General features: G+C 57.2%; 14 protein-coding genes and 1 tRNA gene. 10 read left to right on the plus strand and 5 right to left on the minus strand.

Annotation, left to right across the window (positions count from 1 at the left end):
- Positions 1–274: 274 nt before the first annotated feature.
- Positions 275–898: a protein-methionine-sulfoxide reductase heme-binding subunit MsrQ gene (gene msrQ, locus FN806_RS17440; RefSeq protein ID WP_142639507.1), complete on the minus strand. Its 624-nt coding sequence runs from the start codon at positions 896–898 to the stop codon at positions 275–277.
- A 4-nt stretch (positions 899–902) separates the two neighbouring features.
- Positions 903–1,805, minus strand: a complete 903-nt coding sequence (msrP, locus tag FN806_RS17445) for a protein-methionine-sulfoxide reductase catalytic subunit MsrP (protein WP_142639509.1) — start codon at positions 1,803–1,805, stop codon at positions 903–905.
- A gap of 254 nt (positions 1,806–2,059) precedes the next feature.
- On the opposite strand from msrP, the gene FN806_RS17450 reads away from it, so the two are divergent.
- Complete coding sequence (locus FN806_RS17450) at positions 2,060–2,875, plus strand: cyclase family protein (RefSeq protein ID WP_142639511.1); 816 nt, start codon at positions 2,060–2,062, stop codon at positions 2,873–2,875.
- 46 nt (positions 2,876–2,921) lie between these two features.
- A complete protein-coding gene (locus tag FN806_RS17455) occupies positions 2,922–3,545 on the plus strand; it encodes a class I SAM-dependent methyltransferase (RefSeq protein ID WP_246097320.1) in 624 nt (207 codons plus the stop codon).
- Positions 3,546–3,598: 53 nt separating this feature from the next.
- Here the strand turns inward: FN806_RS17455 and clpB are convergent, their stop codons facing one another.
- Both clpB and FN806_RS17465 read right to left on the minus strand, forming a co-directional pair.
- Positions 3,599–6,217: an ATP-dependent chaperone ClpB gene (gene clpB, locus FN806_RS17460; RefSeq protein WP_142639513.1), complete on the minus strand. Its 2,619-nt coding sequence runs from the start codon at positions 6,215–6,217 to the stop codon at positions 3,599–3,601.
- A 125-nt stretch (positions 6,218–6,342) separates the two neighbouring features.
- Positions 6,343–6,675: a hypothetical protein gene (locus tag FN806_RS17465; RefSeq protein ID WP_142639515.1), complete on the minus strand. Its 333-nt coding sequence runs from the start codon at positions 6,673–6,675 to the stop codon at positions 6,343–6,345.
- 139 nt (positions 6,676–6,814) lie between these two features.
- Between FN806_RS17465 and pyrF the strand changes: the two genes are divergently transcribed.
- Positions 6,815–7,519 (plus strand): orotidine-5'-phosphate decarboxylase, encoded by a 705-nt coding sequence (gene pyrF, locus FN806_RS17470; RefSeq protein ID WP_142639517.1) that lies wholly within the window; start codon positions 6,815–6,817, stop codon positions 7,517–7,519.
- Positions 7,520–7,878: 359 nt separating this feature from the next.
- Positions 7,879–9,132 carry a DNA polymerase IV gene (locus FN806_RS17475; protein WP_142639519.1) on the plus strand — a complete coding sequence of 418 codons (1,254 nt, stop codon included), beginning with the start codon at positions 7,879–7,881 and terminating at the stop codon, positions 9,130–9,132.
- A gap of 2 nt (positions 9,133–9,134) precedes the next feature.
- Here the strand turns inward: FN806_RS17475 and FN806_RS17480 are convergent, their stop codons facing one another.
- A complete protein-coding gene (locus tag FN806_RS17480; protein ID WP_142639521.1) occupies positions 9,135–9,995 on the minus strand; it encodes an N-formylglutamate amidohydrolase in 861 nt (286 codons plus the stop codon).
- A 148-nt stretch (positions 9,996–10,143) separates the two neighbouring features.
- Here FN806_RS17480 and FN806_RS17485 point away from each other — a divergent pair.
- From FN806_RS17485 to FN806_RS17510, 6 genes are all read left to right on the plus strand, one after another.
- Positions 10,144–10,218 (plus strand) — tRNA-Val (locus tag FN806_RS17485).
- Between the two features lie 90 nt (positions 10,219–10,308).
- Positions 10,309–10,434 (plus strand): type B 50S ribosomal protein L36, encoded by a 126-nt coding sequence (gene ykgO / locus FN806_RS17490; RefSeq protein WP_008562923.1) that lies wholly within the window; start codon positions 10,309–10,311, stop codon positions 10,432–10,434.
- A 185-nt stretch (positions 10,435–10,619) separates the two neighbouring features.
- A complete protein-coding gene (locus FN806_RS17495; RefSeq protein WP_142639523.1) occupies positions 10,620–11,006 on the plus strand; it encodes a hypothetical protein in 387 nt (128 codons plus the stop codon).
- Positions 10,996–11,517, plus strand: coding sequence for a hypothetical protein (locus FN806_RS17500; protein WP_142639525.1), 522 nt, complete (start codon positions 10,996–10,998; stop codon positions 11,515–11,517). Before FN806_RS17495 ends, FN806_RS17500 begins: the two co-directional genes overlap by 11 nt.
- 20 nt (positions 11,518–11,537) lie before the next feature.
- A complete protein-coding gene (locus tag FN806_RS17505; RefSeq protein ID WP_142639527.1) occupies positions 11,538–12,104 on the plus strand; it encodes a hypothetical protein in 567 nt (188 codons plus the stop codon).
- A gap of 247 nt (positions 12,105–12,351) precedes the next feature.
- The gene (locus tag FN806_RS17510; RefSeq protein ID WP_142639529.1) at positions 12,352–13,368 is read left to right on the plus strand and encodes a Fe(3+) ABC transporter substrate-binding protein; all 1,017 of its coding nucleotides are present in this window, start codon (positions 12,352–12,354) and stop codon (positions 13,366–13,368) included.
- Positions 13,369–13,454 lie beyond the last annotated feature (86 nt).

Here is a 13,454-nt window from a genome sequence, read left to right on the forward strand (position 1 = left end):
GCCCACCGTCTCTCCAGTGTGTCCGGCCGTCTCTCCAACCCGTCCCACCGTCTCTCCAGTGTGTCACAAGCGCCTCAGCAGCGCCGGTGAAGGGGGTTCTAAGCATTACAAACATACACCGCAAGCAGAAAATTCCCGAAACTCTCGAAAATCTTCAAAACAATTATTTACTGAAATAAAACAAATGCTTACAAATAGAACCGCGCCCAAATACGGCGACCAACCGCCAAGATGCGTACGAAAAATTGTGTTTCGCACAGGCTTGCTGGCAGACTCAGGCCGAGTCGGGCGGAATCGCACCTCGGAATCGGCTCATCAGGGTCGAGATCGGTAGGCGCAAAGCAAGCAAAGCCAAAATCACGGACAAATAGATCAAGGGTTCGATCTGAAATCCTTTGGCCTGCATTACATAATGCACGCCCCCCAGAACTGCTGCCGGATAGACCAAACGCTGAAGCGCGCGCCAGCCCGGGCCAAGCTGCCGTACTGAAAAGTTGTTCGACGTCACGGCCAGTGGCAGCGTCAGAACAAATGCCGCCATACCCACAGTTATATAGGGGCGCTTCAGGATGTCCGCCCAGATCTGCCCGGGGGCCTGCACATCCAATACCAGCCAAACCAAAAGATGCAGACTGATATATATAAATGTCAAAACGCCCAGCGCCCGCCTGAACTTGATCAGGTTCACGCCGACAAACCTGCGCAGGGGCGATATAGCCAGAACAACAATCAAAAACTGCAATGCCAGTTTGCCGTACTTATGCTCAAGAGCCTCAATCGGGTCGGCACCCAAACCTCCGGTCAGCCCTTGATAGAACAGCCAGGGTGCCGGCAGGACCCCCAGCAAATAGACGGCCCAATCAGGGATCCGACGGAATATCTGGTTCAGCGCGCTCATACTCTCAATAATGCTTGGACAGATCCATGCCTTCGTAAAGCCCGGCGACCTCGTCCTCGTAGCCATTGAACATGAGCGTCGGGATGCGCTTGGCAAACAGCCCACCGCCGATTTGGCGCTCCGAGGCCTGCGACCAGCGCGGGTGATCCACATTGGGGTTCACGTTACTATAGAAACCATATTCGCGCGGACCGGCCATGTTCCAGCTTGTCGGCGGCTCAACATCTGACACCGTAATGCGCACGATCGACTTGATGGATTTGAACCCGTATTTCCACGGAACCACCAGACGCAACGGTGCGCCGTTCTGGTTCGGGATCGGCCGGCCATAAATACCAGTGGCCATCAGGGTCAGCGGGTGCATTGCTTCGTCCAGCCGCAGACCTTCACGGTACGGCCAGTCCAGAACCGGATACTGAACACCCGGCATTTCATCTGGACGATAAGCGGTTTCAAAGGCCACGTATTTGGCGCCTTCCTGAACACCGGCCATGTTCAGCAGGTCGGCCAGTTCAAACCCGTTCCAAGGGATCACCATCGACCATGCCTCGACACAGCGAAACCGGTATATCCGTTCTTCGACGGTCATTTCGGACAGGATGTCCTTGAAATTGTAATCGCCGGGCTTGTCCACCAGACCGTCAATCTTGATGCTCCACGGCTCAGTAACAAGAGTATAGGCGTATTTTGCAGGATCTTCTTTCCGCGTACCAAACTCGTAATAATTGTTATAACCGGTGATCTCTTCCCAGATATTCGGCTCCAGCGCCTCTTGCGCGGCTGCCCCCTGCGCCAGCCCTGCCAATCCGACACCCGCCATCCCGACCATCATCTGGCGCCGGTTCAGAAACGCCGCCCGGGGGGTGACGTCGGCATGTGTCAATGTGTTGGTCCAGCGATGCGCCATCTAAGTCTCCGTCTTCATACATCCTCTGAGGTGAGGTAGTCCGCTGATAGCACAGAGCCAAGGAAACAGGCCTCACGATTGAGCGACCAGTTTGTAACGTATCAAGGGGGTGAGGCTGTTGCCGCGGCACCACCTGTGGTCACCACCTTTACAACGCAGGCCTCAAAAATGCAGGCTGGGCCGCAGGTATTACCAACAAGGGAAAAGATGGACGACCCATCCAACGATTGAAATCCACCAGTGGGAGAAGAAGAATGTGTGACATCTGCGTTATGAATGCCGTCAAAGACAGAATGCTGTCGCGGCGGAGTTTCTTCAAAGCTGCTGCCGCCACGAGCGTTGCGGCTGCGACCACCGGAGCGATTGCACCAGCAGCGCTGGCCGCAGGTCATGGCGGGGTCGAGGACATGACCCATACGCTCAGCCCCGACTTTCCGACCTGGGGAGGCGAACCCGGCATTTCCGCCGAACAGGCGTTCAACTTCGCGGATCACGGCTTTAACCTGTTCAATCTGTCGATCAACGAACATACCGGCACGCATATAGATGCGCCCCTGCATTTCTCCGCAGATGGCATGTCAGTTGATGAGATCCCGGTGACCGATCTGGTCGCGCCGCTTTGTGTCGTCAATATCGCCGCCCGCGCGGTCGAAGACGCCGACACCCGCGTTACCCCGGACGATCTGAAGGCGTGGATTGCGGCCAACGGAGACATCCCCGACGGCGCTTGCGTAGCGATGCATTCCGGTTGGTCCGGCAAGACCGCCACGGACGGGTTCCGCAATTTCGACGGTGAGGTGCAGCACTATCCCGGGTTTCACGTCGAAGCGGCGCAGATGTTAATGGAAGACACCGGCGCGCGGTCGATTGCGGTGGATACCCTGTCGCTGGATCACGGCATGTCTGCTGATTTCGCCACCCACTATGCCTGGCTGCCCTCGGGCCGGTTTGGCATCGAATGCCTTGCGGGCCTGGATCGGGTTCCGGCCGCGGGGGCCACGCTGGTCATCGGCGCACCGAAACATGCTGGCGGCACCGGAGGTCCGGCACGGATATTCGCGTTGGTCTAAAGCCACGATGCACTAGTGATGCAGCATACCTTCAAAGCACGGACCGATGCCCAAACCCATTGCCGAAATCACGCATCGTTACGATACAGCCGCGCCCCGGTGGCGGGACAAGATGCGCGCGCTTGGGTACTATGATGGCTACCTAGAATTCCTGACCTCGGGATTGCCTGTCGCTGACGAAGCGACACATGTGGTCGATATTGGGGCTGGCACTGCGTCCTTCGCCGAGGCCTGGGTAGCGGTCCACGGAAAACCGGCCAGGTTAACCTTACTTGAACCCAGCGCGGGGATGATCAGGCAAGGCCAAAAGGCTCTGCGGGCGCGGGGGGTCGAACCAGAACTAGCCCAAGGGGTGCTAGGTAATGTCAATCTAGACCCCGTGAGCGTAGCTCTTGCGGCCCATGTGATTGAACATTGCGCAGATCCGTCCCAAGCCTTGCAAGACATTCACAGACTGCTGCGCCCGGGTGGTCGCCTGTTTTTGGTAGTATCAAAGCCACATTGGTGTAACGCCATCATCTGGTTGCAATGGCGACATAGAACGTTTCAGTGCGCGGAAATCTTAAAGCTGCTAGATGAAGCAGATTTTGATTGCGAAACGGTCTATTCTTTCCCATCTGGCCCACCCTCTCGGACAAGCCGGGGGTTAGTCGCAAAAAAACGCGGGTAAATTCAAGAATGGACCCACCAGTCAAGCGGGTCCATTCAACAATCAGTTTAGGTTCAATGCACCACGGCATCATCCGGTCGTGGTCGCTCAGACGTGCCCAGCCGATCGCCTATGATCAGGCCCTCGGCCCCGGCGGTGACCGGAATAGACTCGCCATCCTTGATCTCACCCGCCAGCAGCGCCTCGGCCAGCGGGTTCTGCAAGGCGCGTTGGATCACGCGTTTCAGTGGGCGAGCACCGAAGACCGGGTCATAGCCCTCGTTGGCCAGCCATTCCTTAGCCCCGTCGTCCAGAACCAGCTCGATCTTCCGCGCGGCCAGGCGTTTTTGCAGGCGTGCCATTTGGATATCGACAATGCCATCCATATCACCCCGTTTCAGGCGGTCGAAGATGATCGTTTCGTCCAGACGGTTCAGGAATTCGGGCCGGAAATGCGCCCGGACCGCATCCATCACATCCCGCCGCGCTTGTGCACTGTCGGCACCGTCGGGCAACTGGCTGAGCGCCTGAGAGCCGAGGTTCGAGGTCAGGATGATCAGCGTTTGCTTGAAGTCCACGGTACGGCCCTGACCATCGGTCAGCACACCATCATCCAGTACCTGCAACAGCACGTTGAACACATCCGGATGCGCCTTTTCGACCTCGTCAAACAGCACGACTTGATAGGGCCTGCGCCGCACGGCTTCGGTCAGCACACCGCCTTCGTCATAGCCGACATAGCCTGGAGGGGCGCCGATCAGACGGGCAACCGCGTGTTTCTCCATGAACTCGGACATGTCGATGCGCACCATCGCGTTGTCGTCGTCGAACAGGAAGTTCGCCACCGCCTTGGTCAGCTCGGTTTTCCCCACGCCGGTTGGTCCGAGGAACAGGAACGAACCCAGCGGACGGCCTTCGTCGTTCAAACCTGCACGAGCACGGCGCACAGCGTTGGACACGGCGGTCACCGCTGCATCCTGACCGATCACGCGTGAATGCAGATCGTCTTCCATCCGCAGCAGCTTTTCGCGCTCGCCTTCCAGCATTTTCGAGGTCGGGATACCGGTCCAGCGTTCGACCACCGAAGCGATCTGTTCCGGACGCACCGTTTCCTCGGCCATCATCTGGCTGCTTTCGGCGTTTTCGGCTTCGGTCAGCTTCTTCTCAAGCTCGGGGATGACGCCATAGGACAGCTCACCCGCCTTGGCGAGGTTGCCTTCGCGCTTGGCGATTTCTAGATCGGCCCGTGCCTTGTCGAGCTGTTCCTTCAGATCGCGCGCACCAGCCAGCTTGTCACGTTCGGCTTGCCACTGGGCAGTCATCTCGGCAGATTGCTCCTGCAGATCGGCCAGATCCTTTTGCAAGGTTTCCAGACGATCCTTCGATGCCGCATCATCTTCGAGCTTCAGCGCCTGTTCCTCGATCTGCATCTGCAGAATCTGGCGATCCAGCTGATCGAGTTCTTCGGGCTTGCTGTCCACTTCCATCCGCAAGCGAGCCGACGCTTCATCGACAAGGTCGATAGCTTTATCGGGCAGGAAGCGATCAGTGATGTAGCGATGCGACAGGGTCGCTGCCGACACCAAAGCCGAGTCCGAGATGCGCACGCCATGGTGCAGCTCGTACTTTTCCTTGATACCGCGCAGGATGCTGATCGTGTCCTCGACAGTCGGTTCCTGCACAACAACCGGCTGGAACCGGCGCGCCAAAGCCGCGTCTTTTTCCACGTATTTGCGATACTCATCCAGCGTGGTGGCACCGATACAATGCAGCTCACCCCGGGCAAGCGCAGGCTTGATCAGGTTGGCAGCATCCATCGCGCCGTCGGATTTGCCCGCACCCACTAGCGTGTGCATCTCATCAATGAACAAGATGATCTCACCGGCGGCTTCAGTCACTTCGGTCAAAACCGCCTTGAGACGTTCTTCGAACTCACCACGGTATTTCGCACCTGCGATCAGCGCACCCATGTCGAGAGCGAGCAGCTTTTTATCCTTTAGCGATTCCGGCACATCCCCATTGATGATGCGCAGGGCCATACCTTCGGCAATCGCGGTTTTACCCACGCCGGGCTCGCCGATCAGAACGGGGTTGTTCTTGGTGCGGCGCGACAGAACCTGCATCGAGCGGCGGATTTCCTCATCCCGCCCGATAATCGGGTCGATCTTGCCCTCAGCCGCCGCTTCGGTCAGGTCACGCGCGTATTTCTTGAGCGCATCATAGCCCTCTTCCGCCGAGGCGGTGTCAGCGGTGCGCCCTTTGCGGATGTCATTGATGGCTTCGTTCAGTTTCTGCGCCGTCACCGCGCCATCTTCCAAAGCATCCTTGGCTTTGGATTTCACCATGCACAGCGCCATCAGAATTCGTTCAACCGGCACGAAACTATCGCCTGCCTTGGTGGCGATCTTTTCAGCTTCATCCAGAACTTTGGCGGTCTGACCATCCAGATAAACCTGGCCCGCATCGCCGCTGACCTTGGGAATTTTGGCCATGGACGCATCCAGTGCGTTAACGACACGGCTGGGCGCTCCGCCTGCGCGGGTGATCAGATTGCTGGCCAGCCCCTGATCATCGTCCATCAAGGCTTTGAGTATATGTTCAGGGGTCAACCTCTGGTGCCCCTCGCGCATCGCAATCGTTTGCGCTGCCTGCACGAAACCTCGTGCCCGCTCGGTGAACTTGTTCAAGTCCATTTTTTGCTCCTTCTCTAAGCGCCCTGTTTTGACGCGCCCGCCTGGCAGCGCGCGTCGGTCTGGGCCTCACATTCAATCTGGGAAATATCTTGCTCGGTTCAAGGGGTCTGCCAACAGAATCCAACCTACCGACGCGGCACAGAATAAACTGTATACCCCCCAGTTTTCGCGACAGAACGCGCGCCGTACATATCGACAAGCGATTGCGCCGCATCGCTGCCCGTCGGGCAGGAAACCAGATCGGCGGCGTCATCCAGAAAATCCACGGTAAAGGCGGATTCCCCTGTAACCTGACAGTCATCATCCATCGAACGATAACCGCCAATCAGCCGGAGGTTGTCGTTTGTCGGAGACCTCAGGACTGTATCGGCAGCCTCTTTTTCCAGCGCCATGTCCTGACACCCGGCCAGCATCAGCCCCGCGCAGATTGCGATAGTGGGTTTCGTAAACTGTCTCATTCCGAATTCCGTCCCAGTTGCACAACGCGATAATAGCACAGTTGGAAACCTCTGCCGTGATCTGAATCACGCAAGGCGCGCATGGACAGAAGCGCACGAAACCGTTAGGACGCAGACGTTTGCCAAAAAGGAGCCCCCAATGTCCGATGACCGCCTGATTGTAGCCCTTGATGTCCCCAACGCCCTGGACGGTCTGGCCTTGGCCGAGAGGTTGGGGGACAGTGTCTCATTCTACAAGATCGGTCTGGGAATGCTGACAGGGGGCGGGCTAGCCCTGGCGAACGAGTTAAAGCAGGATCAGGGCAAGCGCATCTTTCTGGACATGAAACTGTTCGACATCGGTAATACGGTGGAAAATGCGGTGCGCGGTCTGGCACAGTTCGATTTGGATTTCCTGACCGTACATGGTGACCCGCACGTGGTGCGGGCCGCCAAAGAGGGTGCGTCTGGCAAAGACCTCAAGATACTGGCCGTGACCATCCTGACCTCGTTGAACCGGGATGATCTGGATGCCAGCCTGCTGAAGTCGGGCGATGTCCGGGACCTGGTTGTCGAACGCGCAGCCAAAGCGTTGGAGGCGGGTGCCGATGGCGTCATCGCCAGCCCGCAAGAGGCCGCGCTGATCCGTGCCCTGCCCCAAGCCGAAAACCGCTTGATCGTGACACCCGGCGTTCGGCCCGCCGGTGCCGCTCTGGGAGATCAGAAACGGGTCGCAACCCCGGCAAATGCCATCGGTGATGGTGCCGATCACATCGTCGTCGGGCGCCCAATCTATCAGGCGCAAGACCCTAAAGCCGCCGCAGAGGCGGTGCTTGCAGAGTTAAATTCCTTATCCCGACACTAGGGCAATCCGGCTAAATCAGGCTAAATTTTCGCAAGAACAACCCGCAAACAGTTGACCTTAGGTCACTTTTCACCTGATCCGCGCCAAATCGTCCCTGTGCCCCAAAACACACATGCAAAACACGAGTTTCCACTGTGTGAACTGGGTTCTATCGAAAAATTCGATTTTGAGAGAATCTAAGTAGGTGATACTCCCCGCGGACCATCTCTTCCTGAGGTCCGTCACCTCCCCCCGCCACTTTGCGGGGGGCCTTCTTTTGGCAGATCTGGTTCCTACCCTCACTGTGCGGGTTTTGCCCGTGGCATGCGAATGATATAGTCACCGAACCTTACGGACCGCATGGAAGACGGGAAAAGAAAATGCCCGGCCTCTGCCGAGATTGCCTGACAGAACTGACGAAGGAACGCCGCTGCCCGGACTGCGGCAGCCCGCGCGTCAAAACGCATCCTGAATTGTTTGACCTGTCCATCGCACATATGGATTGCGATGCCTTCTACGCCTCTGTCGAAAAACGGGACAATCCGGAGCTGGCCGACAAACCTGTCATTATCGGGGGCGGCAAGCGCGGTGTTGTGTCTACGGCTTGTTATGTAGCCCGGATTCGCGGCGTCCGTTCGGCAATGCCGATGTTCAAGGCGTTGCAACTATGCCCCGACGCTGTCGTGATCAAACCGCGCATGTCGGTCTATGCCGAGGCTTCGCGCCAAATCAGGTCGATGATGGACGAGCTGACTCCGATTGTTGAACCGCTGTCCCTGGACGAAGCGTTCATGGACCTATCCGGCACGCAACGTCTGCACGGCGCTCCACCCGCCGTCATGCTTGCAAGATTGGTCAAGCGGATGAAGGACGAGTTGGGGCTGACCGGGTCAATCGGGCTGTCACATAACAAGTTTCTGGCCAAGGTCGCATCCGATCTGGACAAGCCGCGCGGATTTTCGGTGATCGGCGAGGAAGAGACATCCGCGTTTTTGAACGACAAGCCAGTGCGCCTGATCTGGGGCATAGGCCCTGCGGCGCAGGAATCGCTGGACCGCGCAGGCATACGCTTGTTCTCGGACCTACTGCGCTGGGACCAAGAGGATCTGACCGCGCGGTTTGGCTCCATGGGCTACCGGCTGTGGCATCTGGCCCGCGGTCAGGACAAGCGCCGGGTTTCGGCACATGAACCGATGAAGTCCATCAGCAACGAAACGACCTTTTTTGAAGATACGGCCAATGCCGACATTCTGGATGGGCACCTTTGGCGGATGGCCGAAAAAGTCTCGGATCGGGCCAAGGCCAAGGGGGTGGCCGGGCGGGTTGTGACGCTCAAACTGAAACGGGCCAATCACAAACTCATTACACGACGCGTTTCTCTTCGCGATGCGACGCAGATCGCCGATCGGATCTATCGCACAGCACGGGCGCTGTTCGATCAGGTTGGTGATCAGGGCCCCTATCGGCTGTTGGGGTGTGGCCTGTCGGATCTGTGCCCCGAGGATCAGGCGGATATTTCAGGGGATCTGCTGGACCCGGATGCCTCGCGCAGATCGCAGGCCGAACGCGCAACGGATGAGATTCGCCGCCGCTTTGGGACGGATGCCATCGTCAAAGGACGTGCCCTTCGCTGAGGTTATTCGGCTGCAAGCTGCAGCGGCTCAGGCCCGATCCGCGCAATATCCATGATGATTTCGCCCAGGGTCTCTTTGAAGGCAGCGAAATTGTCATTCGGCTCGATCCTGCTTTCATCCATATACAGGGATCTGTCGATCTCGATCTGTACAGCATGCTGGTGGCGGCTGGGGCGTCCATAGGTCTGGGTCACATAGGCCCCGGCAAACGGCGTATTTCGGGCCACACTCAGACCCGCCGAGACGAAAGCGGCCTCTATCTGTTCGACGACCTCTGGCGCTGCAGAGGCACCGAACCGATCCCCCAGCACGATCTCGGGACGTCTGGAATTGACTGTTGACGCAAGGGCCACGGCTTCGTGCGGCATCGAATGACAGTCGATCAGAATCGCCTGCCCGAATTCCTGATGCGACTCTGCCAACAACGATTTGATCCGGGCATGATAGGGACGCCAACAGGTATCGATTCGCAGACGCGCCTCATCCATGGTCAGCTTACCGCGATAGATTTCTCGACCATTGGCGACCACACGCGGAATCACCCCCAGCCCGGACGCTACCCGCGGGTTATGGCCTTGGCGGCGCGCGCCCTGAATAAGGGCTGGATCCAGCTCTTCTGCGCTGCGGTTCAGATCGACATAGGCGCGTGGCATCATCGCCGAAATCAGTGGCGCACCATGGTCCGCCGCTGATGAAAACAACTGATCCACAAAAGCATCCTCGGAAGAACGAATCACATCTTGGCTGAGAATCGATCGCTTCATCAGCCCATTTGGATAGTTTCGACCGCTATGCGGAGAGGAAAAAACCACACAGGACGTGCGCTTGGCAGGCATATCCAGTAGGTAAGCAGCGTTTTGCATGGCGACTCCTTGTTCGCACCAAACATAGACCGGAAAATAGTTCTACCAAACCCCTTGAACCCTTTTGCGACTCCTTTTATAGACCCCGCTACCGGCGCGGGGTTCCGCGCCCCATTTCGTTATGGGGTTGGCCACGCGACGGTTTCATGGGCGGTTAGCTCAGCGGTAGAGCACTTCGTTGACATCGAAGGGGTCACAAGTTCGATCCTTGTACCGCCCACCATGAACTCACTGCTTCGGATTTCCGGGGCACCCGCAAACCCAGGCGCTGGCCACGTCCTTGATGAAGGCGCCGCAGATTGGAGACAGACCCATGAAGGTCAAGAACTCGCTCCGCTCGCTCAAGAACCGGCACCGTGATTGCCGGGTTGTGCGTCGCAAAGGCCGCGTCTACGTGATCAACAAGACGCAGCGTCGGTTCAAAGCTCGTCAGGGCTAAGAACTGCACATACTGAATTCAAAGAACCGCGCCTTCGGGTGCGGTTTTTTTTGTCCGGCATTTCAACCAGATGTAATGCGGACGGAACTGCAGGAATTCGCTCAGAAAGTTCGGTTCTGAGATTCAACGTTGTGATAGGACGATCTCGTGCTACGCTTTCCGTGATTTTATGACGGGAGGTCGGATTGGCCAACGATGATCTGGACAAGATATTCGGAACAACTCTGACCGACATGGTAGCCGATATAGGCCGCAGTGTGGCCCAGGCGGCCGAACAGCTTAGCGTTGATCAGCTGAAAGCGCTGAAGAACTACCCCCAGGAACTGCGCGATCTGGGCATCCCGCCGGTCTTTTACCACATGCAGGATGTCGACGTGGAACTGAAGGTTGTCATGGAGATGAGCAGTTCCACCGAAGAAGGCCAACGCAGCAGGATTGGCACCTTTATTTTTGGCCCAAAGCTGACTCAGACAGACACGCTCGATTCCAAAAGCGCGTCCACGATGCGAATGCGTTTCGCGCCCGGTCCCGTAGATGAGAGCAGATCTTTGGATGGCAATGATGGCAACTAAGAAAGTCAAAGCCCCCAAAAGAGCGCCCATAGATGTCCGCGTCACCGAGATGCCCGAGGCATTCACCACTCTGCTTCAGTCACTTGAAAACCGCATGACGGCAATGGAGGCGCGCGAAGTCGCGCTGCTCGAGACGATCAACGACCTCCAAGAACGGATCGACGATCTGGAAGAAGGCAGCGGCGGCATGTTGATGGGCGCGGGTAACCCGGTGATGAACCCGATGGCCGAGGGCCGCGCGGCAATGGGAGCGGACGATCCTGACACACAGGTCGTCAACGCGCAGGAATTCTCGCAAGCCCTGGGTGAACAGATCCTCGCCGGGTCTGATGGGAGCAGTGATTTCACCATCGACAACGTCAAAGTCGAAGCGGTTGTTGGGTTGGGTCAGGACGGCACCAAAGCCCAAATCGCGACGAATGCCCGAAAGCAGGCGATCAGCCAGAACGCATCCAAAGTCACTTTTTCCGTCAGGAGGCGGACCGCCACGCAAATTATTGAGAAAGACTGAATTAACAGAGGAGATTGGAAATGAGTATCGGGCAGGAACTGCTAAACGTCCCGTTTGCGGAAATGGTTCAAAAGCTTGCGCTTTCCGTTGCCGAGTCGCAGACCGAGTTGGATCGACATTCTACAGATGTCGCCAAATATATGGCCGATCAGAAGATCCAGCTTCCGGACCTGTCCAATCCCAATGGCCCCCCCAAAGAATTCAGTTTGGTTTCCATGGGCTTTCTACCCGCATTCTACGCGGTGCAAGAAGCCGAAATTGAGGTCAAAATGGCGATCTCAATGACTAAGCAAACCGAAAAAGCGGGCAGCGCTTCGGTCAAAGGTGGTTGGGGCCCTGTCGCAGCGCAGGTCAATGCCAGCTATTCCTCGCGCTATGCTTACAACCAAGAAGGCGCAAGCAGGCTGACCATCAAACTGGCCCCGGCCGATCCTCCGGTCTTGCTGCAGAAATACATGGAAGCTGTCACACAGGTCATGCTGAAAAAAGAACCGGTGTTGACCGACGACCCAGACCCTGAGCCGGCCCCCGCACCTGTCCCGGACCCGTCTCCACCTGAACCTGAAAAAAGACAGCGAAAGCGCTAAGCAGCATCTCTCGATCTTTCAGTTCTTAAATCAACACGACTAGGTCAGCCATGACGGCGTAGCCAGGATCGGCTTTGCCGACCCTCAGGCCCCGCTGTGCAGTACCACTTGGTCGGGGCCAGCGACATGTTGGCAGTGATTTGACCAACTAATTTTGTCGGAATTTCTTGCATCCCCCTGAGAATCGTTTAATTGACCATTTCAGTCGGGTTATTACCCGCGCCGATTTTCAATGTTGGGACACATGATGCTGAAATCCTCTACCTGCGTTGCCGCCGCCCTGACGGCCCTGATCGCGACCTCTGCCGCTGCCGAGGGCGAACTGAACCTTTATTCTTCGCGCCACTACGACACTGACGAACGCCTCTATTCCGATTTCGAAGAGGCCACCGGTATCACCATCAACCGCATCGAAGGCAAAGCGGACGAGCTGATTGCTCGGATGGAGGCCGAGGGCGCGAACTCACCCGCAGATATCTTGCTGACCGTTGATACCTCGCGTCTGGCGCGTGCCAAGAACGCGGGTATCCTGCAGCCGGTCGAAAGCGCGGTTCTGGAAGAACGTATTCCCGCCAACCTGCAGGACGAAGACAACCAGTGGTATGGCTTTTCGCAGCGCGCGCGGATCATCTTCTTTGACAAGGCCGATGTGACCAACCCGCCCGCGTCTTATCTGGATCTGGCCAAGCCCGAATACAAAGGTTTGGTCTGCATCCGGTCGTCCAGCAACACCTATAACCAGACCCTGCTGGCCTCGATCATCACAAACCACGGCACGGAAACCGCCAAGACCTGGGCCGAAGGCATGGTCGCGAACATGGCGCGCGAACCGCAAGGCGGCGACACTGACCAGCTGCGCGGCATTGTTTCGGGTGAATGCGAGATCGCCGTTTCGAACTCCTACTACTTTGCCCGTGCAATGCGTAAAGACGTCAAAGGCCTGAGCGCTGAGATTGACATGATCGGCGTCCAGTTCCCAGCGCAAGAAGCCGAAGGCGCACATATGAACTTGTCCGGTGCTGGCGTTGCCGCAAATGCTCCGAACAAGGACAACGCGATCAAGTTTCTGGAATACCTCGCCAGCGATCAGGCACAGGTTTATTTCTCGAATGGCAATGACGAATTCCCGGCGGTCGAAGGCGTCGCCCTTGCGGATAACGTGGCAGCGCTGGGTGAGTTCAAAGCCGACGAGATCAACCTGTCCGAGGTTGCCAAGAACATCCCCGAGGCACAGAAGATCTTTAACGAGGCCGGCTGGAAGTAATCTTTCATTCTATCGAGCAGAAGGGCGCAGTTTTCTGCGCCCTTTTTCTATTGTGAAATTATGTTTTCTGGTCAATAATCTCATAT

This window comes from Ruegeria faecimaris (assembly GCF_900182615.1).
Classification (GTDB): domain Bacteria; phylum Pseudomonadota; class Alphaproteobacteria; order Rhodobacterales; family Rhodobacteraceae; genus Ruegeria; species Ruegeria faecimaris.

What these genes read in the sequence shown, in the direction of transcription:
- msrQ (WP_142639507.1), bottom strand. Translation starts at nt 898, where the DNA reads ATGAGCGCGCTGAACCAGATATTCCGTCGGATCCCTGATTGGGCCGTC.
- msrP (WP_142639509.1), bottom strand. Translation starts at nt 1,805, where the DNA reads ATGGCGCATCGCTGGACCAACACATTGACACATGCCGACGTCACCCCC.
- FN806_RS17450 (WP_142639511.1), top strand. Translation starts at nt 2,060, where the DNA reads ATGTGTGACATCTGCGTTATGAATGCCGTCAAAGACAGAATGCTGTCG.
- FN806_RS17455 (WP_246097320.1), top strand. Translation starts at nt 2,922, where the DNA reads ATGCCCAAACCCATTGCCGAAATCACGCATCGTTACGATACAGCCGCG.
- clpB (WP_142639513.1), bottom strand. Translation starts at nt 6,217, where the DNA reads ATGGACTTGAACAAGTTCACCGAGCGGGCACGAGGTTTCGTGCAGGCA.
- FN806_RS17465 (WP_142639515.1), bottom strand. Translation starts at nt 6,675, where the DNA reads ATGAGACAGTTTACGAAACCCACTATCGCAATCTGCGCGGGGCTGATG.
- pyrF (WP_142639517.1), top strand. Translation starts at nt 6,815, where the DNA reads ATGTCCGATGACCGCCTGATTGTAGCCCTTGATGTCCCCAACGCCCTG.
- FN806_RS17475 (WP_142639519.1), top strand. Translation starts at nt 7,879, where the DNA reads ATGCCCGGCCTCTGCCGAGATTGCCTGACAGAACTGACGAAGGAACGC.
- FN806_RS17480 (WP_142639521.1), bottom strand. Translation starts at nt 9,995, where the DNA reads ATGCAAAACGCTGCTTACCTACTGGATATGCCTGCCAAGCGCACGTCC.
- ykgO (WP_008562923.1), top strand. Translation starts at nt 10,309, where the DNA reads ATGAAGGTCAAGAACTCGCTCCGCTCGCTCAAGAACCGGCACCGTGAT.
- FN806_RS17500 (WP_142639525.1), top strand. Translation starts at nt 10,996, where the DNA reads ATGGCAACTAAGAAAGTCAAAGCCCCCAAAAGAGCGCCCATAGATGTC.
- FN806_RS17505 (WP_142639527.1), top strand. Translation starts at nt 11,538, where the DNA reads ATGAGTATCGGGCAGGAACTGCTAAACGTCCCGTTTGCGGAAATGGTT.
- FN806_RS17510 (WP_142639529.1), top strand. Translation starts at nt 12,352, where the DNA reads ATGCTGAAATCCTCTACCTGCGTTGCCGCCGCCCTGACGGCCCTGATC.